We start from the raw sequence: 26,290 nt of genomic DNA on the forward strand, positions 1-26,290 counted from the left end.
CGCTCAATTCCGGGTTGAATAGGCATTCCCAAACATAATTCTAATCTGGCAATTCTGGCTGACCGAGCCCGAACAAGCGTTTCAACTAAAGGGTTTACTTCTTATGGCAGGTTTTGACCACGGCCCCAACGAGCCTGGTGAGCAGGAAAATCTCGAGACGATCTCGCGAAATACCCGCTTGGGGCTGAAATTATTCATTGTCTATCTGGCTCTGTATGGCGGATTCGTTTTTCTGAATACCTTCTCTCCCGCCCAGATGGAACTGGTCGTCTTCGCGGGGCTGAATCTGGCGATTGTTTACGGCTTCACTCTGATCATCGCTGCATTTGCACTCGCCATGATCTACGGCTGGCTCTGCCGCAATGATGTCTCCTCTCCTACTTCAGAAAGTAAGGAGGCATCAGAATGATTTACGAACCTTCCCTCATGGCGGTGCTGATCTTCGGCGCCATCGTTGCCGTCACCCTTGGTCTCAGCTTCTGGCTGGGAGCAAAAGCAAAATCTGCCAAAGGCTACTTCGCTGCCGGCGGTGGCATCCACTGGTTTGTCAACGGCGTCGCCTTTGCCGGCGATTATCTATCCGCCGCTTCGTTCCTCGGCATCTGCGGTATGATTGCCTTCTATGGATACGACGGGTTTCTCTACTCCATCGGTTATCTGGCCGGCTGGATTGTCGCCCTGTTCGTGATTGCCGAACCACTCAAACGCATGGGACGTTTCACCTTCGCCGATGCGCTGGACAGCAAATTTCAATCGCGAGGCATCAAACTCGCCGCCGCCATCAGTACGCTCGTCGTCAGTATTTTTTATCTGATTCCACAGATGGTCGGCGCCGGTGCGTTGATCACGCCCCTCCTGGGCTTCCCGCATTATGTCGGCGTACTCATGGTGGGAACCATCGTGATTCTGATTGTCGTCACCGCCGGCATGGTCAGTACCACTTATGTGCAATTCCTCAAAGGCTCGCTGCTCGTCATCTTCAGTACCGTATTGACGGTCCTGATTCTGCAGCGAGGATTAACCACAGATCCCGAAAACAACGGTAAACCAACACATCAATTCAAAATTCTGGGACCTGCCGCCGCCGATGATATCGAACACTGGAGATCAGAACTCGATCTCAACGAACAGGACTCGCTCATCCCCCTCACTCAGGGTCCCTGGGATAAAAAAGGCATCCTGCAACTGACCAGAGCCGACAAAGTCTCCTACTGGAAACTCACGGAAGATTCAGACAAACAGTTCTTCCTCTCGGAAACTCAGTATCGACAAAAAAACGAGAACGGCTCAATTGTGATCAACGGGCTCCCACAGGGAACCGGCGAAGGAGAAACCGATCTCTATCCCGTCGGTCGCATCAGCAAGCTGCCCGGCGATAAAACGGAAACCGGTTCGCTCGGTCCAGCCGAATTCCTGAGTACAATCCGGGAAAGCGAAATCATCCTCTGGGGCTCAGAAACTATCAAAGAAAAAGATGGCTCCGTCATCACCATTTATTACCCCAAACCCACAACAGGTAAAAAAGTACTCAGCCCCGGTAACCATCCGAAATTCGCGGGCATTCGCGGGACCGATCTGAAAGGCAAACTCAACTTCCTGTCTTTGATGTTGGCATTGTTTTGTGGAACCGCTTCCCTGCCTCATATCTTGATCCGCTATTACACGGTGAAAGATCAGGCCAGTGCCCGTAAAAGTACCATCGTCGGGATCGGCAGTATTGGTTACTTCTACATCCTGACATTATTCATGGGTCTGGGTGCCATGACCAGTGGCGCACTTGATGTGACCAACAGCAACATGGCGGCCCCTCTACTCGCCAAGAGCATCGGCGACTGGTTATTCGCGATCATTTCCGCCATCGCTTTTACCACAGTACTCGGAACCGTCAGCGGTCTGATCATCGCTTCCAGCGGTGCGGTCGTGCACGACCTGATGTCGAGCTTTCTAAAAATCGAAATGAACGATTTCGCCAAAGTACGGATCGCAAAAATCGCGTCCGTAGTAGTCGGCGTCATTGCCATCATCCTCGGAATTCTGTTTGAGAAATTTAACGTGAATTATCTCGTCGGCTGGGCCTTCAGTGTCGCCGCCTCGGCGAACCTGCCGGCCCTCGTCATGCTGCTGTTCTGGCCCAAGACCACCAAACAGGGAATCACAGCCGCGATCTTCGCCGGTATGATTTCTTCACTCGGCTGGATTCTGCTCAGTGCCGATTCCTATAAAGGTATTTATGGTCTCGATCCGGAAACTGCCATCGTCCCCTTCAGCCAACCTGGTCTGGTGACGATTCCACTCGGCTTTATTATCTTGATCATCGTCTCCCTGATGACACAACCTAAACCACAGGAAACCCAAAGTTGACAGAGCCACAACCAGAACAAGAATGGTTAACCGCAACCGCCACCGAAGAGGACATGACCGTTCTGTTTCGACTTCTGCCGGAAATTCCAACCGAGATTTCTCCTGCTGATTTTCCTGCGAGAATTGAGATTATCTGGAACTACGTGTCTCCCAACGAAACCGGTATGCCCGGTCCGGAAGACCTGGAATTGATGAATCAGTTTGAAGAGAAACTAGTCGCTGCCTGGCAGGAGGCAGCGCTGGGCTTCATGACAATGCTGATTACGGGAAACCAGATGTGCGAATGGCAGTGGTATCTCAAAGACGCGGATCAGGCACTACAGGCTCTGAATGAAGCGGCTGCGGAATTGCCTCCGCTGCCGATTGATATTCACACCGAAACCGATCCCGAATGGTACGCCTATTCCAATTTCATGCGACAGGTGACAGAATAAGCCACTCGACTCAACCAGAAGCACTCCCCCCCTCAGGAAGGGGCTGCTCAAAGGTAATCGAAGAGGTCCCCGGGCGTGCGATTTCACCTGCATTTTTCCCGAAGCGGTCCAGAATTTCATTCACAGTGGATCGAATCGTGATGCATAAACCATCCAGATCCAGGTCGTCTTCATCCAGACCGAACGGCTCTTCCACAGAGTGCGCAATCACTTCAATCCCGATCATGAAGTAAGCCAGAATGATCGTGATCGGAATCGTCCAGAACTCAAAATCCTCAACCAGTCCCCAGGGCAGCGTGCACAAATACAGTCCGATACAGTGCCGCACGAATAGTCGATACGATGGCGAAAGCCGGGTGCGGCGAATGCGTTCGCAGCCGCCACAAATCTCCATCAATTCACGGGTCTCGGAATCCAGAATGCGGAGTTCGTCCCCGTCAATTAACCCAGACCGCTTCCAGCCGATCACACGGCGGTAGATCAAATCCGAAATATAAGCCGGAATATGCCGGGGCGGCGGATCGATCTGCTCGATTTCCGGAAACATGTCAAAGTCGTCGTCTTCACGCAGGTGATCTCGCAACGCTTCCGGGAAGGCAACAATCAGATCCCCCAGTTCGCGGAGTTCATCGGAACCAAAGTTCGAAAACTCACGAAATTTGATCGCCATGTTGCGGCTGATATTAACCAGCTTCCCCCATAACTTGCGTGCTTCCCACCAGCGGGCATAGGAACTGTTTGTCCGAAAGACTAACAATAAACCCAGCACGAGACCAAGCGTGGTGTGAATGTCAGATGACACATCACCCATACTCTTTATTCTCTCTACGGATTCTGAAGTCATTCCGAAATGAGTCAGAAAATCGACATTATCTTTCAGCACGGGAATCAGACTATAAACGCCAAATAAGCCCGCGTAGAGAGAAATACGTCCCAGTGTCCCCAGCTTTTTCTCAATGAACGTCAGGTTCAGTTCTGCATCAGCAGCCATAAATCGAATGTTCCTATATCAATCAGACAAACGTCGCCAATCAAGTCGCGCTACCAGATAATACAGGAACTCTAATTTTTTCGGCCTAATAACACAACAGACGTATCATCGTGTCTGCCAGATCCGTCTGTAAAAGCATTCGAATCGCGGAATAAATTGGACAACGCCGTCTCCAAATCATTCGAACGGGACTCCTGCAAAGACTTCATAATACCGGGAATTCCAAACTCGCCGAACGTCTCTTTCTCGCCTGGAAATGCTTCTGCCAGTCCGTCAGTAAAAATCAGCAGGCGGCTGTCGGGAGGCACCACCGAGGTGTGAATATCATATTCCACTTCAGGCACGATCCCCAGAGGCAGCCCGCCGTCATCAATTGACCCGAGTTCATAAACCTTATTCGTTTCCAGTTCATGCACGATCGGAATCGGCGCGCCGGCTGACGTCCATTGAAACTCGTTCGTCTTTGCATTCAAAATGCCATACAACAGCGTAATGAAGCCACCATCGTCATTCACAATCGCCTGATTACACAAACGATTATTCACATCCGACACAAACGCCGCTGTGTCCAGATATTTATTGGAACGGATCATGCCCACCAGCGTATGCATCGTCATAATCGACATGCAGGCTTTCATCCCGTGCCCCGATGCATCGCCGACTAGCAGTACCAGATTTTCATCGTCCAGCATGAACACATCGTAATAGTCCCCCCCGGCCAGTGTCACAGGCTGGCCGCCGAACACGCGAATCTGTGAAGATTCATAACGCGCCGTCACATCAAACCGATCGGGAGATTCCAGATCGCTGGGAATAATCGATTCCTGTAATTTCCGCACCGATTCGATTTCTTCACGCAGACGTTCCGCCACAAATCGCTCACGTTCCGCTTTGACGGAATCAACCACACTCTGCAGCGTGGTTTCCAGCAGGAACATAAAGTCGCCGCCTTCATCGCGAATGATATAAGCCCGCATGCCTGCGGTTAAAAAGCGGGCCACATGGAAGGTCCCCTGGGTCGGACAGGCTCCCACAACCGGCGTATCAAGATGCTTCTGGCGGATCTGTTCAAAATGATCAAACGCCGTCTGCGGATCGGGACTCATGATCGTCATCAAAATGATGTCCCATGAGTTATTGTCTAATGCCTGTTCCAGAAACTCCTCAGTCGTTGGACAAATAACCAGGTCATTTTCACTCACTCCCAGATACAGAGAAATGAGATCACACTCTTCGGGATTATCCCACCCAATCAGAATTCGCATCGTTGGCCCCATTAAGTCGAATTCACTAAATATTAACCCGCCCATCATATAAAATTTACATGCGAATATCGACAGAATTCCCACAGAATGCAGCAGACAGATAGAGATACCCGTTCAGCGAACACAAAACTGTACAGTCTCCAATACACTGAAAAAACCAGTCTTGACGATAACGCGCGCATCGGCATGATCATGCGGAGATAAAGTCGCGCGCGTGAGCAAGCACTACTGGTTCAGTTGAGATTCCTGTACCACTGAGAAATTCAGCACTGACAAACCCGCTTGTTTCAGACCGTTTTTCCAAATCACTGCTCCCCTGCACCTCATAGATCAAACGACATCGAAACGCTTCACGCTGCATTTATAGAATTTCCAACAGGCATCCCAACCGATCACATGTCGTTTGCAAGCAAAACAAGCGACTCCCCCTTGACGCCCCCACGCCACTGTCGAGAATTCTCACCCTGGGCCTGAGGATGAAACAGATGAGAATCACAGAGCCACCAACGGGTAAGCCCGGATAAACACCCGCGCCGAGCACAGCGAGCAGGAAACAGACAGATCGATTCACAAAACAGAACATGAATTCATCCACATCAACATAGGGGCGTGCCCTATGTGGCCGCCCACCTGGGTAGCGTTTATTTATTAGTTTGGAATGTGAATCCCAAGACTGCAATCTAACCCAGGTCGATTTTAACCGCGGCTAACGCCGTGCGGCTGATCTAGTTTTTAGGGTACTTGCCAGCCGGAATGACTTATTAGCCGAAGGGCGTTAGCCCCGGTTTCTCCCATTTTGCAAAGACCAATTTGAATTAATAAACGCTACCTAGAGAAGTTCAATCCTTGATCTCTGATCTCAAACCAGAGTGCTAAGACAAATCAACGGCAAACCAATCCTACCAGATACCACCGCCGGCAACGAAGATGAACATACCGCACTGAGCGCGAATAAACACTCCCGCCCAAATCGAGTCTACGTTCTCCTCAAACGACCAAATTTAAAAAACATAACGACGACATCACTGTGTATTTCAGTGAGACGACACAAGAAGTGTGATCCAAAATCTCTTATCGGGGTCTGCCCCCTTAATTTTCTCAGTTAGAGTTCACTTTTCCTCATCGTTCCTGTTGAATATTCACAGATCATTGATGTCATATCCCGGTTGTTTATAGAGCTGTTTCGGTTTATCGAGAATGTCGGGCTGGTAGACTTTCTCGCGCCACTCAGAAGCAGCCACTTCTTCGAAGGCAACCGATATCGACTCCTCACCATAGTGGAAGACCCGCATCACATCCTCGGTGATAGATTCAGCCAGCTGTTGCTTTTGCTCTTCTGATTTACCGGGCCAGAGTTTGACGATGATATGGGGCATGCTGCATCCTTTATATTAGTCACCTGTTGTGAGTGTCCTGCTTACATGTAGACGGTGAAGTGCCGGTTAAATCGGCTGGGCTGTCGGTCGGAACAGAATCTCGTTCACGTCCACATTGGCCGGTTCGTTGATCGCGAAGGCAACCATGCGGGCGAAAGTCTCAGCGGGAACCGCAATCTGGTCGACAAACCCCTTCGTTTCGGCCTGGATCTTCTCATCACTGATGTGTTCCAGCAGTTCGGTCGCGACAGCGCCCGGAGAGATAACGGTAGTACGAATATTGTATGGTTTGACTTCCTGCCGCAGTCCCTCTGAGAGTGCTCTCACTGCGAACTTCGTGGCACAGTAAACCGTGGCATCCGGTCCGAGTTTGTGACCGTACACGGAAGAGACATTGATGAAGTGACCGCTCTTCTGTTCTTTCATATGTGGCAGCGCGGCAGCAATCCCATTGAGTACACCTTTGAAGTTCACATCAATCATCTGGTCCCACTCATCGGTTTTGAGACTTTCAAGTGGCGCAAGCGGCATCAGGCCGGCATTGTTCAATATCACATCGATCCGACCGAATTCACTAACAGCCTGATCAACGAGTTGCTTCATCTGCTGACGATCTGTCACATCTGTGGGAACCGCCAGAGTTTTGCCGCCTTTCTCTTTCAGTTCTTTCGCCAGCGTTTCAATGCGATCAGTGCGGCGGGCAGCCAGCACAACGGTCGCGCCTTCGGAAGACAATAGACGCGCAGTCGCTTCACCCAGGCCACTACTGGCACCTGTGATCACGACGACTTTCCCTGCAATATTTTGATTATTCATAATCAGTTTCCTTTTTTGAAATGTGAGATACGTTTGAATTAGTTGACGCGTTCTGATTTACGATTCGTATTGCTCGTCTGTGACATGTTCCATCCACTCGACGACTTCTCCCTCTTTGGCTTCCTGAATCGCGATGTGACTCATCGCGTTACTCGGCGAAGCTCCGTGCCAGTGCTTCACTCCTGGTGGGAACCACACAACATCACCGGGCCGAATCTCATTGATCTCTCCTCCCCAGACCTGCACCCGGCCCACTCCCGAGGTTACGATCAAGGTTTGCCCGAGCGGGTGCGTATGCCAGGCAGTGCGGGCTCCCGGTTCGAACGTCACACTTGCTCCCGCCGCCCGTGCCGGTTCGGGGGAATGAAACAGCGGATCGATGCGTGTTTTTCCTGTGAACCAGTCCGCTGGTCCTGTTTTCGATGCTTGTGATCCGTTTCTGGTGATTTCCATAGTTTCTCCCTGCTTCGTTTTCAATTTGTGCGAGACATCGTTGATTTTATCCTCATGCGACAGAAGATTGTCAGTTGCTACACTCCCATGATAGAATTCGAACCGGCCCCGCGGTAGAACGATCCTCCCCACCTATTGCCTGATACTCCACAACCCAAAACATTAATGAGTATCACGCCCCACCACCACACGAAAGCATTTCTCCTATACCACCACAACCACTAGAGATACCACTACCACAAGCATTGGCCCGTAACTTCATCCCCCTGCCCCGATCACATATTCCTGCAAGGCGATTGCCTGATTCTCTTCGAATTGACTTTTACCCAGTAGTCGCCACAGCCAGCCTCCGCTATAATCGTGAGACAGGTTTCTTTCACGGGAATGAAAATAGAGCAGCATGCAGAAACCACCGGGGATCATGATGAGCAATGAAGTATTGAAAGCACTGGCGCAGGCCGTTGAGCGACATTCAGCCACGAACAAGGTGAGCAGTACTCCCATTCCCGAATTGAAACTCTCCTGCTTCTCGGCTCCCACAGAACTGACATCCCTGGTCTACGAACCCTGCCTGTGCATCATCGCACAAGGCGCCAAGGAAGTACTGCTGGCCGGAGAGTCTTATCAGATGGATCCCGCGCAGTTTCTCCTTGTGTCGGTGGACTTGCCGGTCGATGCCCGCGTGGTCCAGGCTACACCTGATACGCCTTATTTAGGACTGCAAATCTCACTCGACCCGAGAGTCGTCGGCGAGCTCCTGGCGGATGGATCAGAAGTGACGACTCCCGGACCATCGGAACGCGGCCTGGCTGTGACAACAGTCGAATCACATCTTCTTACTTCGTTGACGCGTCTGGTCGACCTGCTCGACACCCCTCGAGACATTCGTCCCTTAGCCCCGTTAATACTCCGTGAGATCACCTATCGTGTATTAACCGGCCCGCAAGGTTTGCGTCTGCGTCAGATTGCACTGGCAGGAGCTCCGGCTTACCGGATCGCCCGAGCCATTCGTTGGCTGAAAGACCACTTCGCGGATCCGTTGCGAATTGAATCACTGGCTGACCACGTGGGAATGAGCAATTCCGCGTTTCACCAGCACTTTAAAAATGTGACAGCAATGACGCCGCTGCAATACCAGAAACGGATGCGTTTACAGGAAGCGCGGAACTTAATGCTCAGTGAAAAGCTGGAAGCGGCTGAAGCTGCGTTCCGCGTCGGTTATGAAAGTCCGTCCCAGTTCAGCCGGGAGTACCGACGGATGTTTGGTGCGCCTCCGCGGCAGGATGTGGCAACCCTGTCGACTGACTACTCTGCGGAATTTTGATAGAAGTCCAAAATAAAATAGAGTATCATGTCCCGATTGTCGGCTTATAGACTGATTCAAAGACAACTCGTTCTGAGGTTTTGATGAAATTTTTTCAGTCACTTGAACTTGATCAGATACTCAATTTAGCCGAAGCGATTCTCTGGATTTCCATTTCGTGTGTTTTTCTCTTTCGACTTCGTCACACTAAGAAAAACAGAGATTTATCGATCACTTGTATCATCGCATTTGCTCTCTTCGGAGTCTCCGATTTCATCGAGGTCTATACCCGAGCATGGTATAAACCGATTTCACTCTTCATTCTGAAAGCCTGCTGCGTTTTGGCGTTTGTCACAGTATTCATCATCTACAGCAGACGTCGACAGTAGAAAGCAGTCAGCCGCTGATCCTGGTATTGCCAACTTTCCAGCCGGAATGATTGATTAGCCAAAGGGCATTCGCCCCGGTTCCTCCACATTAGCAGGACAATTCGAGTTAAGAAACGCTACCTGGCGGCGTACCAGGTAAGTTCGACGTGTTCCTCTTGACAATTTTCCTGCCCCGGAGGTAGAGTGCCGCGACTCAGGCAGTAGACAATTGTTACGACCTGAATTTTCAAGGCAACAATCGATATTTGATGACCATGCAAGTCCTGTGAGAATAAGAGGATGCATTTTTTCTACAGGCTAGACACAAGGCAATATCTCAGGCAGAGATATGTGTTGTCCTAGTGGTAATCCACTAAGTCGAGATGATGACGAACAGTCGATCACAACTCGAACCTTCAGCTTCACCGTTGTGAAAGGAATCGAACGATGAAACAGTATTTACCCATCGCGCTGTTAACGCTGACGCTGGCCGGTGCATTATCCTTAGCCGCAGATCCCCCAAAACAGAGCCCTACTAACGCCGTTCGCCAAAACAGAACACAGGACAGAACACAGCAATCGACCAGCCCCGCGCAACCGCCGATTCAACCGGCGGCTTATATTTCACAACCACAGCCACAGGATCTACAAAAGTCCGTGAATGAACTTCGCAAAGAAGTTGAGTCCTTACAGCGGGACATCAAGGGGTGGCGGTGCTTTCTTGAGTTCAAGGAAGGCTCCTCTGACGAATGGCAACCATTGAATGCCTCCCCCGCCGAACAGAAGATATGGAAGGCGCTCAAAAAGGGAATTGCGCTGAAGATTGAGAAGTTGCCGTTGTCCGACGTGATGCGTACGCTCTCGAAGCAGATCGGTATTAACATTGTCCTCGATTCACGTGGTCTGGAAGAGGTCGGCTTGAACAGCCAGACTCCCATCACCGACTTCGAAGTCGAAGGAATCAGGCTAAAGAGTGTTCTTGTCTTAATGCTGGAACCATTGGATCTCGGGTTTACCGTCCGAGAGGAAGCGATCGTCATCACCAGCAGGACACGGGCTCAGGGAAAGCGGGTCGTCGTCAGCTATCCAGTCGCCGATTTAGCGATTCCCATTCCCCTGGCCGGTCCGGTTCCCAATGACGAAAAGATACCATCTGCAATTTCACCCGCCATCGACTTCGACTCGTTGATCGATATCATTCAAGCATCGGTTCAGCCTCTGAGCTGGGAGACGGTCGGAGGCTCAGGCTCGATTCGCGCTCATGAATCCACGTTGAGTCTTGTCATCCGTCAGTCATCACAGGCACACCGGGAAATTGAGGATTTGCTCAATCAACTCCGCCGGCTGCAGGACACTCAGGTTTCGGTGGAATCTCGATTTCTCTTCAACTTGCCGGAGGATATCTGGAAACAGCTTGGCATCGATTTCGACTCCAGAAAGAACGTTGTGAAAAAGAACACCAAAGATCAGCAGCGAGACAATGGTCCCCTGGGGGGAATAATTCTCACAGACCAGCAGGTCGCACTGTTACTGGAAGCGGCACAAAACAATGAACGTTCGAATCTAATCCAGGCTCCCAAAGTCACGAAGAAAGTCACGTTGTGGAACGGCCAGACAGCTGGCGTGACAGACTATCGGGTGGTAGGAAAGCAGAATCCGCTAAAGCATTCAATCTATGTCCAACCGGTCATTTCCGCAGATCGCCGTGAAGTCCGCCTCAACCTACGGGTTAGCGACCTGAATTCGCCTGAGATGGAAACACGGACCTACGTTAACACGGTCCCTGATGGCAAGACGATACTAATTGAGCTTGTCCAAAGGGAGACAAACAAAACAGGAATTCCGATCACTCAAAAGTCATCGAATGCAGCCTCGAGGATATTTAAAAATACCAATGTTCCTCAAGCCCGCCAATTTCTATTACTCCGCCCGCGCATCATTGTCCAAGAGGAAGAAGAAGAACCGGTTTCCGGCTTTCCTAATTGACCCCAAAAGATATACCGCGAGGTATCATCCTGGAGGAACAACAGAAATTGCCAGGGATCGGATAGAACGAGTCCGAAACTGTTTTTCCCCGCCCTTAAATCACAATCGGGATTAATGCCGCGCCCACGAGTACCTGTCCGCTGGCGAAGAGTGTGATGACCGTCGCCACGATTGTGGTCGTTTTGAATTCGCGGCTGCGGATTTCCTGACTTAGCAGAACCGTCGCATACAAAAACACGATCAACGAAGCAGGCAAGTATAACAGGAAAAAGACAAGTCCCAGCAGCGTAAACCCCGTACAATCTGCAACGATCCACAGGAACAGCCAGCCTCCCCCATACCCGTTTAACAGAATCACCGCCGGTTCGAGACGGCGATAGCGGAAGCCTTGCCAGAGCAGTAAAACAGGCCCCAGGGCAACAGGAGTAAACACGGTGTTGAACATATTTCTGCCCATATTGTAAATCGATTCAGAACCTCTTCCCACCAGCCAGTAGGATAAGGCATACAGAAAACACAACATCACCGCCGCGGCGAGAAGCCGGAGGAGACCTGATGAAACATGATGTGATTCTGCTTTCATTTCCCTGTTCCTGACTGCCTCAATTTGTACGCTCTTCTTGATGTTACCTTATTCAATCAATCATAGACAGATTTTTTCGTCTGTTTTCGTGCTTTTCGTGGTAGCCAACATGGCAACAGGAAAACCTGCCCCGTTCATGCTGCCTATGCTTCAGCGCCCTGAAACGTTATCTTAGCGAGACGCGGTGCCGGGCGTGTAATCGGCGAGGAAAGAGAGATCATTGAAACTGCTGGAGATAAAATGAGCGATTTACCAAACTGCCCGGAATGCAATTTTGAATACACGTACGAAGACCGGGGCATGCTGGTCTGTCCCGAATGCGGACACGAATGGAGCCAGGCAGCCGCAGAGAACGCCCCCACCGGTCCCGTCGTCAAAGACGCCAACGGCAACGTACTGCAAAACGGCGACACGATCACCGTCATCAAAGACCTGAAAGTGAAAGGCTCGTCCACCGTCGTCAAGGTCGGCACGAAAGTCAAAAACATCCGCCTGGTCGAAGGCGACCACGACATCGACTGCAAAATCCCCGGCATCGGCGCCATGGGTCTCAAATCAGAATTCGTGAAGAAAGCTTAGATTGTCGCTATCTCTTTTAAGACACAACGACTGAAACGATCTTAGAAGTTCAGAACATATACAAGCACGATTCCAGTTAAGATTAATAGGAATCCGAAATGAGTTTTGTACTTACTTAAAAAAACATTTCTTAGCAGCAGAACAAAGCAGAGAAAGATAATCGCCAGTAAAACAACTCGAACAAAACCAGGCGTGAGAGGATGTTCTGAAGTAGTCCCCATATACCACAGGATTGATATACCAGTCAGTATGGTCAAAATAACGATATTTTCGTTTATTTTTGGATTCTTATTCATAGATACATCATCACGAAAACAATGAAAGAGAAATGCTGGAACACCTTAAGTCCGTGCATCATTAAAATGGGACAGCCCCGAATTCCGATTTGAATCAGGAATTAAAAACTCTCCCCCCGGACAGTAAACCACAATAAGTGAAACAAAATTACGATCCCCAGCAATGAACCTATGGTGGCATCAAAAACAACGAGACCTTCCTCATTTTTAATACCAAGATAAATTGCTGGAATCCCAGCTGCCAATCCTTTCAGAAGCAGCACTGCATCAGCAAACACCCATAGTGAAATCACAAACAAGGGGGTTTGATCTGTGATGAACAACGAAAAAAACGTCAGTAACGTTGCTAAAGTCACATATCTCAAGCACGAATCAGCTTTTGATTTGATATCGATCGATGGGGTATTCTTGCTCATGGGCCCATTATACTGTGAAAGTTGAAGACAACGTCTTTTTTTATCTGGTGAACCTGCAGGAAACATCTGGAAAAGCGCAGTATCGAAGATTACCAGAAAACAAGGTCACCTGAAAGCACTTCAAATCGATGAACGGATTTGTGATTGAAGGAGAAACGGTGTCAATAAACAGATTTCCTATGATCTTTTTCCGCTTCGTTCGCGCGGTTGGCGTTGCAATCGGGATGGAAATTCATTGATAATTCATATTCGCTATAAACAATCATTAGCCCCGTTGTGTCAGCACCGCAGACACAGCAACTTTGATAAGGACTCCGCGCATGCAGGTTCGTTTTTTTGTTTTCATTCTGATCGGCTGTCTGTTTTCTCCCGGCTGGGTCCAGGCGGAAAAAACAGGCCCCAATATTCTCTTCATTCTCACCGATCAATGGCGGGCTCCCTCGCTCGGTTATGCGGGCAATGAGCAGGTCCAGACGCCCCACATCGATGAACTCGCCAGACAGAGTGTTAACTTTCAAAATGCCGTTTCCGGGTGTCCCGTCTGCTGTCCCTTTCGGGCGTCCTTGCTGACCGGTCAGCGGCCGTTGACCCACGGGGTCTTTCTGAACGATGTGCAGCTGCCGGAGAAATCGGTCACGATTGCTGAGGTGATGGCCGGTTCGGGATATGCGACCGGGTTCATTGGGAAATGGCACCTGGATGGCCGGGGCCGCTCGGCTTTCACACCGCCGGAGCGTCGACAGGGATTTCAATTCTGGCGGGCGCTGGAATGCACGCATAATTACAACAAATCGTTCTACTACGGCGACTCGCCCGAACGACAGACCTGGGAAGGTTACGACGCGTTCGCCCAGACGCGGGTAGCCCGGCAGTACATCCGTGACCAGTCAAAAGCGGGCCAGCCGTTTGTGTTGTTCATGTCGTACGGCTCGCCGCACAACCCATATCATACGGCTCCCCCGGAGTACCAGCGTCTGTATCAGCCGGAGAAAATTAAGTTGCGCCCCAATGTGCCGAAAGACCAGCAGGCAGCCGCGAAAAAAGAACTCGCCGGTTACTATGCCCACTGTACCGCGCTGGACGACTGTGTCGGCGACTTGATGGCGACACTCAAAGAAGCAGGCATCGACCAAAACACCATCGTGGTCTTCACCTCCGATCACGGCGACATGCTGCATTCCCACGGAGAGATCCGCAAACAGAAACCGTGGGACGAATCACTGCGGGTACCGATGCTGTTCCGCTTAAACGGAGCAGAGCATGGGAAAGGCCGCACCGTCGATTCGCCCATCAATTCGGAAGACCTGATGCCGACGCTGTTAGGCTTATGCGAACTCACAATTCCCCAAACGGTGGAAGGGCTTGATTACAGCGGCTATCTGCGCGGCGGCAAAAATCCGTCCGATGGGGCGACGGTCATCACCTGCCCTTCCCCCTTCGGTGAATGGCAACGGAGCCGGGGCGGAAAAGAGTATCGAGGCTTGAGAACCGCCCGTTACACTTATGTGCGCGATCTCAACGGCCCCTGGTTATTGTACGACAACGAGACAGACCCGTATCAGCAGAACAACCTGTGCAACGATCCCGAGTCGGCCCCGTTGCAGACCCGACTCGATGCAGCACTAAATAAAAAACTGGCCGCCCAGGGAGACCAGTTTTTGCATGGCAGCAAGTACATTGACCAGTTTGGTTACAAGGTCAACCCGAAAACAGGGACGGTACCTTATACGAATTGAAGCCTTAACTGCTCTGTAACCATTATTGCTGATCCAGTCGTTAAAAATATGAAGTACTAGATCCCCTGGGCCGCCTTTATCATAGCGATTGCAACTTCCACTCCGATTTTTTTCGAAATCTCAAATGCCCAAATCCCAGCTTTTTTCAGATGCTCAATTGCTCTAGGACCATCACCTGCATGCGTAGCTTTTTCAGCCGCTGCAATCTCACCAATTGAAACGTCATGTGATGCTGAATTCGATTCACGTTTCATTGCTTCCCGCAAGACTGCAAGATCTTCAGCGAGGCGTGATACTTCCACTTCTTTTGACTGTTGAGCCCATATTTGATGAAATTCTGAATTATTTACAGTAGCACGCGGACCTACTGCGCCAGCCTGAACGACCTCATATTTATCTCGCATATTTTCATCTCCCACATGAATATCTGTATGATCTCCCGTACTGATTAATAATTTTCCACGGCCATCCCAGACATCTGGCAAGCCTTCGCGTGCCAGTTTATCGGCGATCTTATAGTTAGTGTAAATGTCAATTCGAATCCCTCGACTACTTCCTTCCTGTATTTGGTACACCCTCGCTTTCCGGTAACCTCTGAATACTTCCGCCATCCGCTCAGCAAATCGCCATCGGGAAGATGCTTTCTTTGTCTCTGCCTTTATCAGTGAGCCAATCATATGTGATTGTGATTCTTTCGATTGATTCGAAAAAGAATTCAACCAATCAATTGCCTTCGCCATACGAAAAGGGGCTAATAAATCTGGTAATGCTTGATAGATCATTTCTGTATCTGGTGCCTGAAACCGCAAGATCGATCCGTTTTGTACTGACCTGACCCCAACGACAGCAACCGAAATCGCAACTTTCCGAAGATGTAATTCTGCCATGTGAATGTGGTAGCAGGCTATCTCTTCATCACTGAGAAGTTCTGTCAAAAATACCTCCACCACAGCTGGAGGTTGGAAATATCTGTGAGCAGCTTCTCCAACTAATACTTCAGTCCCATCTTGATTTAAGCGTAATCTCTTTGGAGGTCTTGGATATCCGGTCAAATCCATAAATTTTGCGTCTGTGATCGTCACATCTTCCATGATCGCATCTCTCAGATCTGTTGCAATGAATGATGATCCATCCAGGCGAGCCCGGCGAAGATTGGCGAGACAAAACTCAGTTCCATCACAATTACCGTTACGTAAATCGACGGCTGCAAGATTTGCTGCTTTAAAATTTGCATTACGAAGGTCGGCTCCAGACAATACAGAGATTCCCAGATCAGCTTTATCGAGCCGCGCATTTCTCAGATTGGCATTGCTCAAGTTTGCTCCAATTAAATCACACTGCGATAAATTAGAGCCTTCAAGGCACGCTCCTTCCAGGTTGGCATGATATAGAATCGCCTGTCGTAAGTCTGAATCCGTCAGATCGACTCTCCTCAGATCAGCCTCCAGAAGAAGAGCCCCCTGCCAGTCGACACCTCTCAAGTTTATTGATTCTAGAGTGTCGTTTCCAGAAACTAAACCACTTGAGGAGCTTGACCGTATTTGATTCCAGGTCTGTATTCCTTCCGCGCCCCCCAGCAAAAGTGAAAGTGCTTTTTCCCTATCCACTGCTCTAATTCCACTTCGACTGAAACGCTGTACTCAACTCAGGATCAACTAACCCGGTCACCAGAGAGTGCAACTTACGTCTGAGAGTCGAATAACTGAAATAGTGATTGGCCAGATTATAATTGTGGTCTACCATAGATTTACAATACGCAGGATCATTAAGTACTTGACGAATCCCATTAACTGCAGATTCAGAGAGAAATGAATCTATTTGAATCATCCTAAATCCTTTTGGCTCAAAATCGCGTTGAAACACTTGGAATCGTTTCACAACGATGGGCTTTCTAAAAAACACCGCCTCTAAAATTGTATTCCCTAAATTTTCGTGAGAACTCGGAAACATGATCAGATCTGCATTCTCATATGCTGCCCATTTAGAATAAATCCTCTCCCCTTTTTCATTCTCTCGATCATAGTCACTAATCAGACTGGAAACGAACCGTAAATCAACACCAGCGTTTAATGCCAAGTCCTGTAACGCTGGGAAATATTCACCATCTGCTTCTACATCCCCATCTATTGCAGAACCTGTTACCACAAGCTTACATTTTTGATTATTCAATTTGGCAATCATGTTGATGGAATCTTCGATTCCCTTTCGAGGTACAATTTGTGTCGGTTGTAAAAAAAGAATATCATCAGGTTCAAGACCGATGTCACTTCTAAAGTTTTTGTATAGCTCTGAATTTATATTAACGCCGTTTTGATCCACAATTGGTTGCTCAAAATCAAGAACAGAAGGAACAAGAACCGAGGGTTCGCTTCGACGCAGTGCCAATTCTTCCTGAGCAATACTGTTAATTGTCACGTGCTGAAGAGACGGTAATGATGGAGGAAACGTGTCTGCCAATAGATCATCTATGGCATTAATTGCGAAACGCTCATGTTCCCAGATAAAATCATAGTGATGGGCCACTGCGGGAAAGTCAGTTTCAGAAATGAACTCTCTGATCGCCAGCCCTAATGGAATGTGAACAGGAATGCTCAAGGCATTTTCAATGATTAATAAATCGAGAGAAAACTTATTTACAAACTCATATAGAGTCCTTTTCAGATACTCCGCCAGCTCAAGAATCATTTTGTTTAATTGGGCATCACGGTGCTGCTTCCCAAATGCACGTTCGTTAATTGAGAGAACATCTGGATGTAGAAAGTCTGCTTCTGGAACGATCATTGATATATTGGGATCACGCTCTAATTCACCTGCATACCAGTAGCTTGTGAAGTAATGGTCCCATAGCACTTGTGCCCACTTTACGCTTTCCACCGAAATGTCGGTATTTACACCAAATCGAGTCGAGACAAATCCAATTTGAGGCGATGGTGATGACATTTCTTAACCTGATAGAGTTCTTCATCAATACGATTTAACATTCCCCAACCCATTATACATAAAACCACCACAACATGATTAGGTTCAGGCTTGAAAAAGTACCATGATTGTTAAGAAACCTTTGTGTAATGCATCCTTCCCACCTGATAATAATCAGGGTTGAATCGCTTTTAGAATGACCGCGGCAATCGCCTGCACTTCCTCGTTACAGGGATGGACGGCGACGCTGGCATGCTGAAGATTTCACTCCAATCGTGCCCGCAAACATATATCAGGAACTTTTCATTAAAAAAGAACAGGGGCAGAACTCTTCCATCATTGAGTCCTGCCCCCGCTGATTTCTTTCGTTCAGAAAACAGTTCTGCCGAGTGCGTCACGCGCTGCAGCGGAAATGCTCTCAGTCCTTCAACTTGATAAATGCCACGGCATTGTTGTTGTTCATAGGAATGATCAACTGATTCTGTTTGGAATCGTAGCCCATCGATGCGGCGCTGGGGATTCCTGAGGCAATGACCTTGGCCGGCTTACCGGGGCGGATCTCAGAAACGCTTCCAAACCGGACACTGCTTACATACTTGGTTCCATCGGGGAGAATCACCAGACCGTCGTTGCCCCCTTCTGCAGCGTGTTCGGTACGCAGCAGTTTGCCACTAGCGGGATCAAAGGTCATCACATCATTGTTGCCGACATTGACGACCACCACGTTCCCGTCCTGATCGATGGCCACGCCGTTCGGGATATCCAGTGGCTTGCCGTCAACGAACAGGGAGACGTCGCCGTCCGCTGTGATTTTATAAACGCGGTTCTCCGGCTTCGAGTTGGAAACAAAGATCGTTCCTTCTTTATTGACGGCAATCCCGTTGAGAAAAGTGGCGCCTTTCACGGGATAAGCACGCCCCGGTTTGCCTGAAGCGAGATCAAACGTGCGGACGACGTCGATATCAGCCGTATAGAGGGTTCCGTTATGAATCGCGCTACCCAGTGGATGATTCAGGGTCAGCCCTTTCCGGGTTGCCCCGATCCATTTTGTCGTGTGGACAGAACCGTCGGGGTTCAGCAATGAAACGTAACCATCGTTCTTCTGCATGTTTTGCGGGACGCCGGCGTTCATGACCACAATCAGGTTTCGTACCGGATCATAAACGCAACTTTCGGCAAAACGAAAACTGCCATACACTTTGACATTATCCGAAATTGGTACAAATTTCCCGGCTTCGTTGACGGCCCCCAGCGGCTTTCCCGCCTCAAATGCTTTCGTTGCATCCTGGGCCAGTGCGGCGCTGCCCAGCAGCGACATCGCTCCGATGGTAATCACAAAGAACGCTTTCATGAGTGGTTTCTCCTGGTGTAAATCGTTTTGAAAGAATAGAGTTTCTGGAGAAATAAAATAACTGAATTATGTGCGATATGGAAGCATTGGGCTGAATCGTCGAAGAAATAGAGGTTGCCTTACACCTCTATTTGATCGACCACACAAAAATATCAGTGCTGAACCGCTTTCAAAATCGCATCGGCAATCGCCTGCATTCCCTTGTCTCCAGGGTGGGCGGCGACGCCGGCGTGCTGAAAGTCTCGTTCCGATCGCGCGTAGTTTGATTCATCTTTGCCAAGACTGCTGATGTCCACAAAAATCCCACCCGCCTGTTGACAGGCTTGACGCAGTGCTGCGTCTTTCGCCGTGTTGGGCCAGAAGCAACTCCGCACGATGATCGTCGGCTGGTTGTCCGTCCGCAACTCCTTGAGCAGTTGATCAACGCTGGCCTTGAACTGCATTTTCGTTTCCTCTGTCTCCAGCTTGGGTACATTTTCTCCAATCGCCACCACTACCAGATCGGGCTGGAACGCAAACGCCTCTTTCAAGTTTTGTTTCAGGTCGTACGTCACGTATTGCCGTTCAAACGCGGCGATATTCTTGACCAGCGTTTTCGGCTTCTTTTCTGACGACTTGGCAAGCGAACGCGTCACAATGTGGACAAAGTCCTTTTCCGGGGCGCTGGCCGCCATCCCCCAGTTCCCTTTCCAGCCAATTTTTGGTGACGGCCCATGCAAAGTAATGCTGTTGCCCAGAAATAAGATTTTCTGAAATTTGTCCGCGGCCTGGGGTTCGTCCGCCCGTGCCATTGAGCCGGGGTTTCCCAAAACACAGACGCAGATAAAAATCAATCCCATCAGGGTCAATCTATCCCATGAGTGTATTTGACATCGCGTATAGTTCATCTTTGGTTGTTCTTTCTAAAAACACGAACACTGTGCCAGCAGTTTCCCAAGGTACTGTCTTTCATATTACGAGGCTGGCAGCACCCAGTATAGCCAGAATGGAACTTGAAGTGAATCAGCCTGGACGAACCTTTTGTTCGAATGATCTGTCAATATCGGTAAGCAAACGATCGCTTCCAACGACTCTGTTGATTGTGAATCAATTCCAGTAAGCAAACCTGATAGCGAGCCTCGATAAAACTATGGAACTCCCCGCTTTCCCTCTCGTTCAATGGTTTGCGGCCGCGGAAGGCCGTTTTGAATTCTCGCTCAGTCACTCCGACTGTGAACCTTTATCAGTCTCCGACATTCTGGGGGATGCAGAGCAAAAAACGCTTGCCAATCTCCCTCTTGGTTATGGTACGTTCGCCGGACTGGAAGAGCTGCGGCAGAGTGTCGCCCGTCAATATGCGACTCTTAAACAAGATGACGTGCTGATTTTCGGCGGCGCGAGTGAAGTCATCTATACGTTCATGCGGACAAATCTGAATCCGGGCGATGAAGTTGTAATTCAAGCGCCGATCTTCAATTCGCTCAAAGCGACCGCACAAGCCATCGGTTGCCAGATCATCGAGTGGCGTCCCACCAATGAGCTGACCTGCGAATTCGATGTTTCGACTCTCATCGATCTCTGTAACGAACAGACAAAACTTATCGTTTTTAATTTTCCACACAATCCCTCTGGGCAGATGATCTCCGAAGACGAACTCATATCCATCGTGGAAACGGCTCAGAAATACGATGCTATGATTTTCAGCGACGAGCAATTCCGACTACTGGAGTTGCCGGAATCTCCCCGGCTGCCTCCTGCATGCGACGTCTACGATAAAGCAGTTTCGGTCGCCGGGGTATCGAAAACTCTGGGACTGGGAGGATTACGGATCGGCTGGCTGGCAACACGAAACCGGGATCTGCTGAAGCGTGCCAGAGAATATCGCTACTACACCACCGAGATGACCAATACGCCTTGTCAAATGCTGGCAGCGCAAGCGATGAAACATCACGACGAAATCCTCACGCGTAACCGCAAACGAATCATTCATAATCTGAAACAGCTGCAGGCGTTCTGCTTACGACACAAGCAGTATCTCGACCTGCATCCGCCCCAGGCAGGTCCGATGGCCGTTGTTGAGCAAACGACATCATTCACAAGCACAGAGTTCTGCCAGCGTCTGCTCGATGAGCAGCGTGTGATGCTGGTCCCTGGGGAAGTCATGGGAATCTCAAATCGATTACTGCGAATCGGCCTCGGCAGAGACGATTTCAGCAAAGGGCTGAACCGGCTTGAGACATTCCTGCAATCAATGCCAGCGGCAAACTAAAAACCACTGGAGAATCGAGAACTGGAATAATACTTACAGTGCAATCAATCCACCGATTCTCATTAACTCTGATTCGCGAGTTGCTTTTTGAAGAACGCGATCGTCCGTTTCCAGGCCAGTTTGGCTGAGTCTTCGTCGTAACGGGGAGTGGTGTCGTTGTGGAAACCGTGATTGGCGTTTTTATACACAAACGCTTCGAAGGGAATGTTGTTCTTCTTTAACGCCTGCTCCAGCGCAGGAGCGCCCGCCATGATGCGTTTGTCGAGCGATGCGTTGTGAATCTGCAGCGGTGCTTTGATCTTCGGTACCTCAGCTACGTCCGGCTGGCGACCGTAATAGGGAACGCCGGCATCGATCACATCGGGAATCCGCAGTGCGAGTTCATACACCATGCCGCCCCCGAAACAGAATCCGACGACGCCCACTTTGCCCGTCGATCGTTTGTTCGTTTCGAGCCATTTTGCGGCGGCAACGAAGTCTTCTGCCATTTTCTCTTTATCCCGCTTTCGCTGCAGCACGCGCCCTTCGTCATCATTGCCGGGATAGCCTCCCAAAGGCGTTAACGCATCGGGAGCCAGTGCTAAAAAACCTTCGGTCGCCAAGCGGCGGGCGACATCTTCAATGTAGGGATTCAGCCCCCGGTTCTCATGAATCACCAGGACTGCGGGAAATTTTTTCCCTTTCGAAGGATACGCCAGCAGCCCCTGCATCTTGCCGGCCCCTTTGGGGGAATTGTAGGTCACTCGCTCGGTCTTGATCCGGGAATCGTCGGCTTTGACCTGTTCCGCCCAGGCATAATTGGGAGCCAGACTCGCCAGCAGCGATTCGACAGTGATGCCCCCCACCGCGAACGCACCGAGCTGTTTGATGTAGTCCCGCCGACTCAATCGGCCGTGGGCGTAGTCGTCATACAGATCCAGAACTTCCTGATCAAATTGTGCTGCACGTTTCCGATCCATTTTGTTGTCTCTCTCGATCTAAAAGACCCCATGGGATGAATGACATTCTGATCTTGCCAGTTCAACAAGACTTCGAAACGAGCTTTGATTCATTCCTAATTCAAAGCGGCTTGACTTAAACCTGACTCAACAATCGAGTTCATGATAAAGATTAAAACTTCAGTTTGAAACGATTTTCCGCAAAAAAGCGTTTTTGGTGAGCACAAAGAAAGCAGAGAACACGTTCGGTTTCTTCACGCCTGCTACTCTCAAAAAATCAAAACCGTTTTCAGTATTTTGAGTTGCAAGCACCATTGAACCAAGTCCACAGGATTGATGTGACTGGATATATATCGATGAAGTTTCTCCCCAGAAAGAGATCAGAAAAGGGCAAGGTCATCCAGATCATCCACGCTTTGCTGCTGATTCATCTTCTGACTCTTTAGCCATCCGGAACTTTATGCCCTTCGTTTACTCAGAACGAAATAGCCAACGATCAGCACAATGATTAGTCCATTTATGATCAAGAGCCATCGCATTCCCGACCCATTCTTGAAGTAAAACCCACCTGTATTTTTCAGTGCATCAACTTTAGGAACAATTTTTCCATCCAGCCAGGCATATTGTAAGTGTTGTGCATCCTGCATTGTAACTCCCAACCCATTCGGCACTTTTGCCTGGATCTGAAATTCGTTGTCAGAAAATTCATCAAGATGAATGTCAGTCAGAGTCACCTCAGCGACCAATGTAGCCGCAGGAACATCTATACTATCCTCACCTTCGGAATTCTCCTCACTCACCACAACAAACGCACCATTAATCACTCGAACACCTTTGGGAAGTTGATGCTGCTGATTAAAAGTTTCAACTTTACATTGATATTTTACAGGCAACCAGATTCCGGATTGCTCAGTAGACTGCTCCACGGTGTACAACATTGATTTCAAAGTTTCGTTTTCCCCGGGTTTCGTTCGCGTAAAAGAGATCTGTTCCGGCATGCCTCCTTTCGAGGAAGTGGCAAGACGAATATTTAAGCGGTACGCTTCCGTCTCGCATGTCAACTCAGTAACGCCTCCAGATTGCTTTACTTCAGTCTGATCGAGGAGTAAATCCGAAATTGACAGATATTGATTTCCATCCTGCAGATAGCCAAACACAGGTGCCAGATACCCCCAGCCAACAGATTCTTTCCATAATGGTTTAGTGGGTTCAAGATAACTAACGAATGATTGGGCAGTGTTGGTATCACGTTTCACCCCAATTGAGTAATAGAGAGCTGATCCCAGCAAGGTTTCTGAACTAACAGGAGCCGGTTTCATCTGATTCGGTTTTTGTGGGTCGCCAATCATTTTTGTGACGACATTCCAGACCTGTTTTTTATCAAAATCAATTTTCCATTTCTGCGAAATCACATTCGTAAACACATCGCCGTCTTCAGCAATCCGATCCCTGTTCTGGTTGGTAAAAGAAATCTGATGAATTTGATCTAAATAGTTCAGATAGAGATTCCGGCCACTTAAAGCAGTGTCTCCATCCTGCGCTGCAGTGGTATCTGTGAATACAAAATGCATCACAAAATACCCGATAATGATCAATAGCGTTCCTTTAGATCTCATCGGTGTTCCTTTAAGGCTGAGACTTTTCTTATGTAAAGCTAAGATTTACTATTGGCAAGAGCATTCGCAATGCTACTTTCTCAGTACTGAGACTTCTCATGAAAAATTCAAATAAAACACGACTCAACATCTTGGTTGATAAATTGAGTCGTGTTTTTCATTGTTGTTTACTCGCTACAACTAATGTATGTTTTCAACTTGAGAAACGTTAGCCACCAGCACAATCCTTAATTGTCAACTGATACGTCCTTGGGGTTTCACATTGAGAATTCCCTTCACAATTGCCATTTGGTTTACTGATGATTCCCTTCTGCCTGTAATCAGTTCCCCCCTCTACAGCAAGTTTGTAGTTACCATGAGTGCAACCAGTGATTGCTGTGCAGGGCTTATCGGCACTGAAGCCCTTAAATTTGCAATCTGCTCCTCCTTTGACTGACATGGCCGCCACCTGCTCTGCCGAGTCTACTCGCGGCCCCTGGAACAGGGCAATTGTCAGTGCAACAACAGCACCAACACCAAATAAATTTCTTTTCATAGGAATTCAGTCCTTTTCAATCAAAACTGAGAATCATCCGCAAAATACCAACATGATATTTTATTCTAAAACGAAGAGTCACTAATTGATCACTCTACAGATTTTCCACAACCTCTGTCGCTCTGATTTGACAATCAAAAAGACAGAGGACAGAGCACCTTCAAAAGAACCCGTTTTTACTGATTCTCTCCTAGTGAAATAAAACATTAACCGCCTCCACCACAACCATTTGTAGTTAACTTATCGGTAAGGAGACCATTAGCCGGACACTGTGCATTGCCTGTGCAATTTCCATTCCGATAGCCTCCTGCTGCCTTCTGATGGCTTGCGTTACTACCTCCTACATAGACAGAAGCTTTCGTGGTTCCTCCTGTGCAGTCTGAGTTGATAGTACAAGAAATGGTGGTATAACCACTAAAGCTACATTTGGCACCTTTGACAGACCTGGCCGCCACCTGCTCTGCCGAGTCAACCTGTGGCCCCTGGAACAGGGCAATTGTCAGTGCAATAACAGCACCAACACTAAATAATTTTCTTTTCATGAGAATCCAGTCCTTTTAAACTGAAAATGAAAACCGTTCATAAAACACCAACATGGTATTTTATTATAAGAACAGTGGGTCACTGATTGATCACACTTTAGATCTCCCACACCCTCTGTCGCTCTGATTTGACAATCACGGATGTCAGAACACCTTCAAAATAATCACACACGCAAAAATACAATTGTTGTTGATTCACTCTGGATATAATTCAACAATACTTAACCACCGCCGCCACATCCATCAGATGACAATCTGACCGTATTGATGGCAGCGGGACATTGGGCGTTCCCGGTGCAGTTTCCATCTGCATGAACCCCATCCACTATTTTGTAGCTCCCCACCGATCCCTTCGCTACAGTTACTGCTGCTTCAGACACTCCACCAGTGCAAGCGGGGAGGATGGTACAAGATTGATTCTCATAGCCCTCTTGATCACAACCAGCCGCCCCTTTGACAGATATTGCCAACACCTTTTCTGCCGAATCGACCTGCGGCCCCTGGAACAGGCCAATCGTCATCACGATCATCGCACCCATGCTTACAAGAATTCTTTTCATGTGAATACAGTCCTTTCAAAGTGAAAACTTAAGAAAATCTTCCTTGAAACTTTTATGTGATCTTTCTATTCAAAATGAGTTTACGCGTTCCTCTGTTTCAACCAGTCAGTGATTAGCCTGGAACTGAGCTGTTCTTCCCATCCACCAAAACACGAGCATCCAAGACATCGATAACAAAAGTAGCCCACCGACCAGAGAAATTGTGGAAAGATCGATTGTCGTACTCTGGCGCGGTCCAAAGCATCCACACGAAATATCTAACCCTCTGAACTTCACCGAAATTTGAACGATGGTAAAAACCATGAGCATCATCAGAGTAATGACGTGCGCAGCGAAATGAAAAAAACGGAAGATAAGACAAGCCGCTAAAACCAACTGCAGAAAGGGAAGTACCATCGCAATAAATTGTGCCATCACCGGGGGAATCAATTCGTATCGATAGACGGAACCAAGAAAATAATAAGGATTTCCCAGATGTGGCAAGCCACTGAGAATCAAGAACCCACCCAGAACCCATGAAACCACGCTGTCAAATAACAGAAACCGCTCATCTGGTTCGATAAGGTGTATCTCGTCTGTCATATTCATCGTTGCATCAGTCATCGTTGCGAACTTTCC

The 26,290-nt window shown here is 48.8% G+C and carries 26 protein-coding genes; 8 read left to right on the plus strand and 18 right to left on the minus strand.

What is annotated here, in order from left to right; all coding sequences use genetic code 11:
* Positions 1-103: 103 nt before the first annotated feature.
* Genes Pan241w_RS16615 through Pan241w_RS16625 form a run of 3 tightly spaced genes read left to right on the plus strand, consistent with a single transcriptional unit; the run spans position 104 to position 2,795 of the window.
* Entirely contained in the window at positions 104-409 is a 306-nt protein-coding gene (locus Pan241w_RS16615) for a DUF485 domain-containing protein (RefSeq protein WP_145218012.1), read from the plus strand.
* Positions 406-2,361, plus strand: a complete 1,956-nt coding sequence (locus Pan241w_RS16620) for a solute symporter family protein (RefSeq protein ID WP_145218015.1) — start codon at positions 406-408, stop codon at positions 2,359-2,361. Before Pan241w_RS16615 ends, Pan241w_RS16620 begins: the two co-directional genes overlap by 4 nt.
* Positions 2,358-2,795 (plus strand): DUF695 domain-containing protein, encoded by a 438-nt coding sequence (locus Pan241w_RS16625; RefSeq protein WP_145218017.1) that lies wholly within the window; start codon positions 2,358-2,360, stop codon positions 2,793-2,795. The genes Pan241w_RS16620 and Pan241w_RS16625 overlap by 4 nt, the downstream gene beginning before the upstream one ends.
* Positions 2,796-2,805: 10 nt before the next feature.
* Here the strand turns inward: Pan241w_RS16625 and Pan241w_RS16630 are convergent, their stop codons facing one another.
* From Pan241w_RS16630 to Pan241w_RS29435, 6 genes are all read right to left on the minus strand, one after another.
* Positions 2,806-3,786: a bestrophin gene (locus Pan241w_RS16630; protein WP_145218019.1), complete on the minus strand. Its 981-nt coding sequence runs from the start codon at positions 3,784-3,786 to the stop codon at positions 2,806-2,808.
* Positions 3,787-3,857: 71 nt separating this feature from the next.
* Positions 3,858-5,051 carry a PP2C family protein-serine/threonine phosphatase gene (locus Pan241w_RS16635; RefSeq protein WP_145218021.1) on the minus strand — a complete coding sequence of 398 codons (1,194 nt, stop codon included), beginning with the start codon at positions 5,049-5,051 and terminating at the stop codon, positions 3,858-3,860.
* A 1,139-nt stretch (positions 5,052-6,190) separates the two neighbouring features.
* A complete protein-coding gene (locus Pan241w_RS16640; protein WP_145218023.1) occupies positions 6,191-6,427 on the minus strand; it encodes a tautomerase family protein in 237 nt (78 codons plus the stop codon).
* Between the two features lie 66 nt (positions 6,428-6,493).
* Positions 6,494-7,243: an SDR family oxidoreductase gene (locus Pan241w_RS16645; protein ID WP_145218025.1), complete on the minus strand. Its 750-nt coding sequence runs from the start codon at positions 7,241-7,243 to the stop codon at positions 6,494-6,496.
* 57 nt (positions 7,244-7,300) lie between these two features.
* Positions 7,301-7,696, minus strand: coding sequence for a (R)-mandelonitrile lyase (locus Pan241w_RS16650; protein ID WP_145218027.1), 396 nt, complete (start codon positions 7,694-7,696; stop codon positions 7,301-7,303).
* A 258-nt stretch (positions 7,697-7,954) separates the two neighbouring features.
* The gene (locus tag Pan241w_RS29435; protein ID WP_197999973.1) at positions 7,955-8,098 is read right to left on the minus strand and encodes a hypothetical protein; all 144 of its coding nucleotides are present in this window, start codon (positions 8,096-8,098) and stop codon (positions 7,955-7,957) included.
* Here Pan241w_RS29435 and Pan241w_RS16655 point away from each other — a divergent pair.
* Together Pan241w_RS16655 and Pan241w_RS16660 are read left to right on the plus strand one after the other, a co-directional pair.
* On the plus strand, positions 8,097-9,020 hold the full coding sequence (locus Pan241w_RS16655; protein ID WP_197999974.1) for an AraC family transcriptional regulator: 924 nt from the start codon (positions 8,097-8,099) through the stop codon (positions 9,018-9,020). The two genes, Pan241w_RS29435 and Pan241w_RS16655, sit on opposite strands and share 2 nt — an antisense overlap.
* A gap of 794 nt (positions 9,021-9,814) precedes the next feature.
* Positions 9,815-11,353: a hypothetical protein gene (locus tag Pan241w_RS16660; RefSeq protein ID WP_145218029.1), complete on the plus strand. Its 1,539-nt coding sequence runs from the start codon at positions 9,815-9,817 to the stop codon at positions 11,351-11,353.
* Positions 11,354-11,447: 94 nt separating this feature from the next.
* Here the strand turns inward: Pan241w_RS16660 and Pan241w_RS16665 are convergent, their stop codons facing one another.
* Positions 11,448-11,936, minus strand: a complete 489-nt coding sequence (locus Pan241w_RS16665; protein WP_145218031.1) for a hypothetical protein — start codon at positions 11,934-11,936, stop codon at positions 11,448-11,450.
* 240 nt (positions 11,937-12,176) lie between these two features.
* Here Pan241w_RS16665 and Pan241w_RS16670 point away from each other — a divergent pair, with 240 nt between their 5' ends.
* Positions 12,177-12,515, plus strand: a complete 339-nt coding sequence (locus tag Pan241w_RS16670; RefSeq protein ID WP_145218033.1) for a zinc ribbon domain-containing protein YjdM — start codon at positions 12,177-12,179, stop codon at positions 12,513-12,515.
* Positions 12,516-12,912: 397 nt separating this feature from the next.
* On the opposite strand, the gene Pan241w_RS16675 is transcribed toward Pan241w_RS16670, so the two are convergent.
* Positions 12,913-13,227, minus strand: a complete 315-nt coding sequence (locus Pan241w_RS16675; RefSeq protein ID WP_145218036.1) for a hypothetical protein — start codon at positions 13,225-13,227, stop codon at positions 12,913-12,915.
* Between the two features lie 320 nt (positions 13,228-13,547).
* On the opposite strand from Pan241w_RS16675, the gene Pan241w_RS16680 reads away from it, so the two are divergent.
* Positions 13,548-14,963: a sulfatase family protein gene (locus Pan241w_RS16680; RefSeq protein ID WP_145218038.1), complete on the plus strand. Its 1,416-nt coding sequence runs from the start codon at positions 13,548-13,550 to the stop codon at positions 14,961-14,963.
* Between the two features lie 56 nt (positions 14,964-15,019).
* On the opposite strand, the gene Pan241w_RS16685 is transcribed toward Pan241w_RS16680, so the two are convergent.
* From Pan241w_RS16685 to Pan241w_RS16700, 4 genes are all read right to left on the minus strand, one after another.
* Positions 15,020-16,570 (minus strand): pentapeptide repeat-containing protein, encoded by a 1,551-nt coding sequence (locus tag Pan241w_RS16685; protein ID WP_197999975.1) that lies wholly within the window; start codon positions 16,568-16,570, stop codon positions 15,020-15,022.
* Between the two features lie 4 nt (positions 16,571-16,574).
* Positions 16,575-17,903: a glycosyltransferase family 4 protein gene (locus Pan241w_RS16690; RefSeq protein ID WP_145218042.1), complete on the minus strand. Its 1,329-nt coding sequence runs from the start codon at positions 17,901-17,903 to the stop codon at positions 16,575-16,577.
* 397 nt (positions 17,904-18,300) lie between these two features.
* Positions 18,301-19,233, minus strand: a complete 933-nt coding sequence (locus Pan241w_RS16695; RefSeq protein WP_145218044.1) for an SMP-30/gluconolactonase/LRE family protein — start codon at positions 19,231-19,233, stop codon at positions 18,301-18,303.
* A 152-nt stretch (positions 19,234-19,385) separates the two neighbouring features.
* Complete coding sequence (locus Pan241w_RS16700) at positions 19,386-20,072, minus strand: SGNH/GDSL hydrolase family protein (RefSeq protein WP_145218046.1); 687 nt, start codon at positions 20,070-20,072, stop codon at positions 19,386-19,388.
* A gap of 290 nt (positions 20,073-20,362) precedes the next feature.
* Between Pan241w_RS16700 and Pan241w_RS16705 the strand changes: the two genes are divergently transcribed.
* Positions 20,363-21,481 (plus strand): pyridoxal phosphate-dependent aminotransferase, encoded by a 1,119-nt coding sequence (locus Pan241w_RS16705; protein ID WP_145218048.1) that lies wholly within the window; start codon positions 20,363-20,365, stop codon positions 21,479-21,481.
* A gap of 62 nt (positions 21,482-21,543) precedes the next feature.
* On the opposite strand, the gene Pan241w_RS16710 is transcribed toward Pan241w_RS16705, so the two are convergent.
* From Pan241w_RS16710 to Pan241w_RS16735, 6 genes are all read right to left on the minus strand, one after another.
* Positions 21,544-22,440, minus strand: coding sequence for a dienelactone hydrolase family protein (locus Pan241w_RS16710; protein WP_145218050.1), 897 nt, complete (start codon positions 22,438-22,440; stop codon positions 21,544-21,546).
* A 437-nt stretch (positions 22,441-22,877) separates the two neighbouring features.
* Positions 22,878-24,035: a hypothetical protein gene (locus tag Pan241w_RS16715; RefSeq protein ID WP_145218052.1), complete on the minus strand. Its 1,158-nt coding sequence runs from the start codon at positions 24,033-24,035 to the stop codon at positions 22,878-22,880.
* Between the two features lie 208 nt (positions 24,036-24,243).
* Positions 24,244-24,570 carry a hypothetical protein gene (locus tag Pan241w_RS16720; RefSeq protein ID WP_145218054.1) on the minus strand — a complete coding sequence of 109 codons (327 nt, stop codon included), beginning with the start codon at positions 24,568-24,570 and terminating at the stop codon, positions 24,244-24,246.
* A 206-nt stretch (positions 24,571-24,776) separates the two neighbouring features.
* Positions 24,777-25,112 (minus strand): hypothetical protein, encoded by a 336-nt coding sequence (locus tag Pan241w_RS16725; protein ID WP_145218056.1) that lies wholly within the window; start codon positions 25,110-25,112, stop codon positions 24,777-24,779.
* Positions 25,113-25,333: 221 nt separating this feature from the next.
* Entirely contained in the window at positions 25,334-25,672 is a 339-nt protein-coding gene (locus Pan241w_RS16730) for a hypothetical protein (protein ID WP_145218058.1), read from the minus strand.
* 105 nt (positions 25,673-25,777) lie between these two features.
* Positions 25,778-26,275 carry a MauE/DoxX family redox-associated membrane protein gene (locus Pan241w_RS16735; RefSeq protein WP_145218060.1) on the minus strand — a complete coding sequence of 166 codons (498 nt, stop codon included), beginning with the start codon at positions 26,273-26,275 and terminating at the stop codon, positions 25,778-25,780.
* Between the last annotated feature and the right edge of the window lie 15 nt (positions 26,276-26,290).

Origin of the sequence: Gimesia alba (assembly GCF_007744675.1) — a bacterium.
In the GTDB taxonomy this organism is placed as follows: Bacteria; Planctomycetota; Planctomycetia; order Planctomycetales; family Planctomycetaceae; genus Gimesia; species Gimesia alba.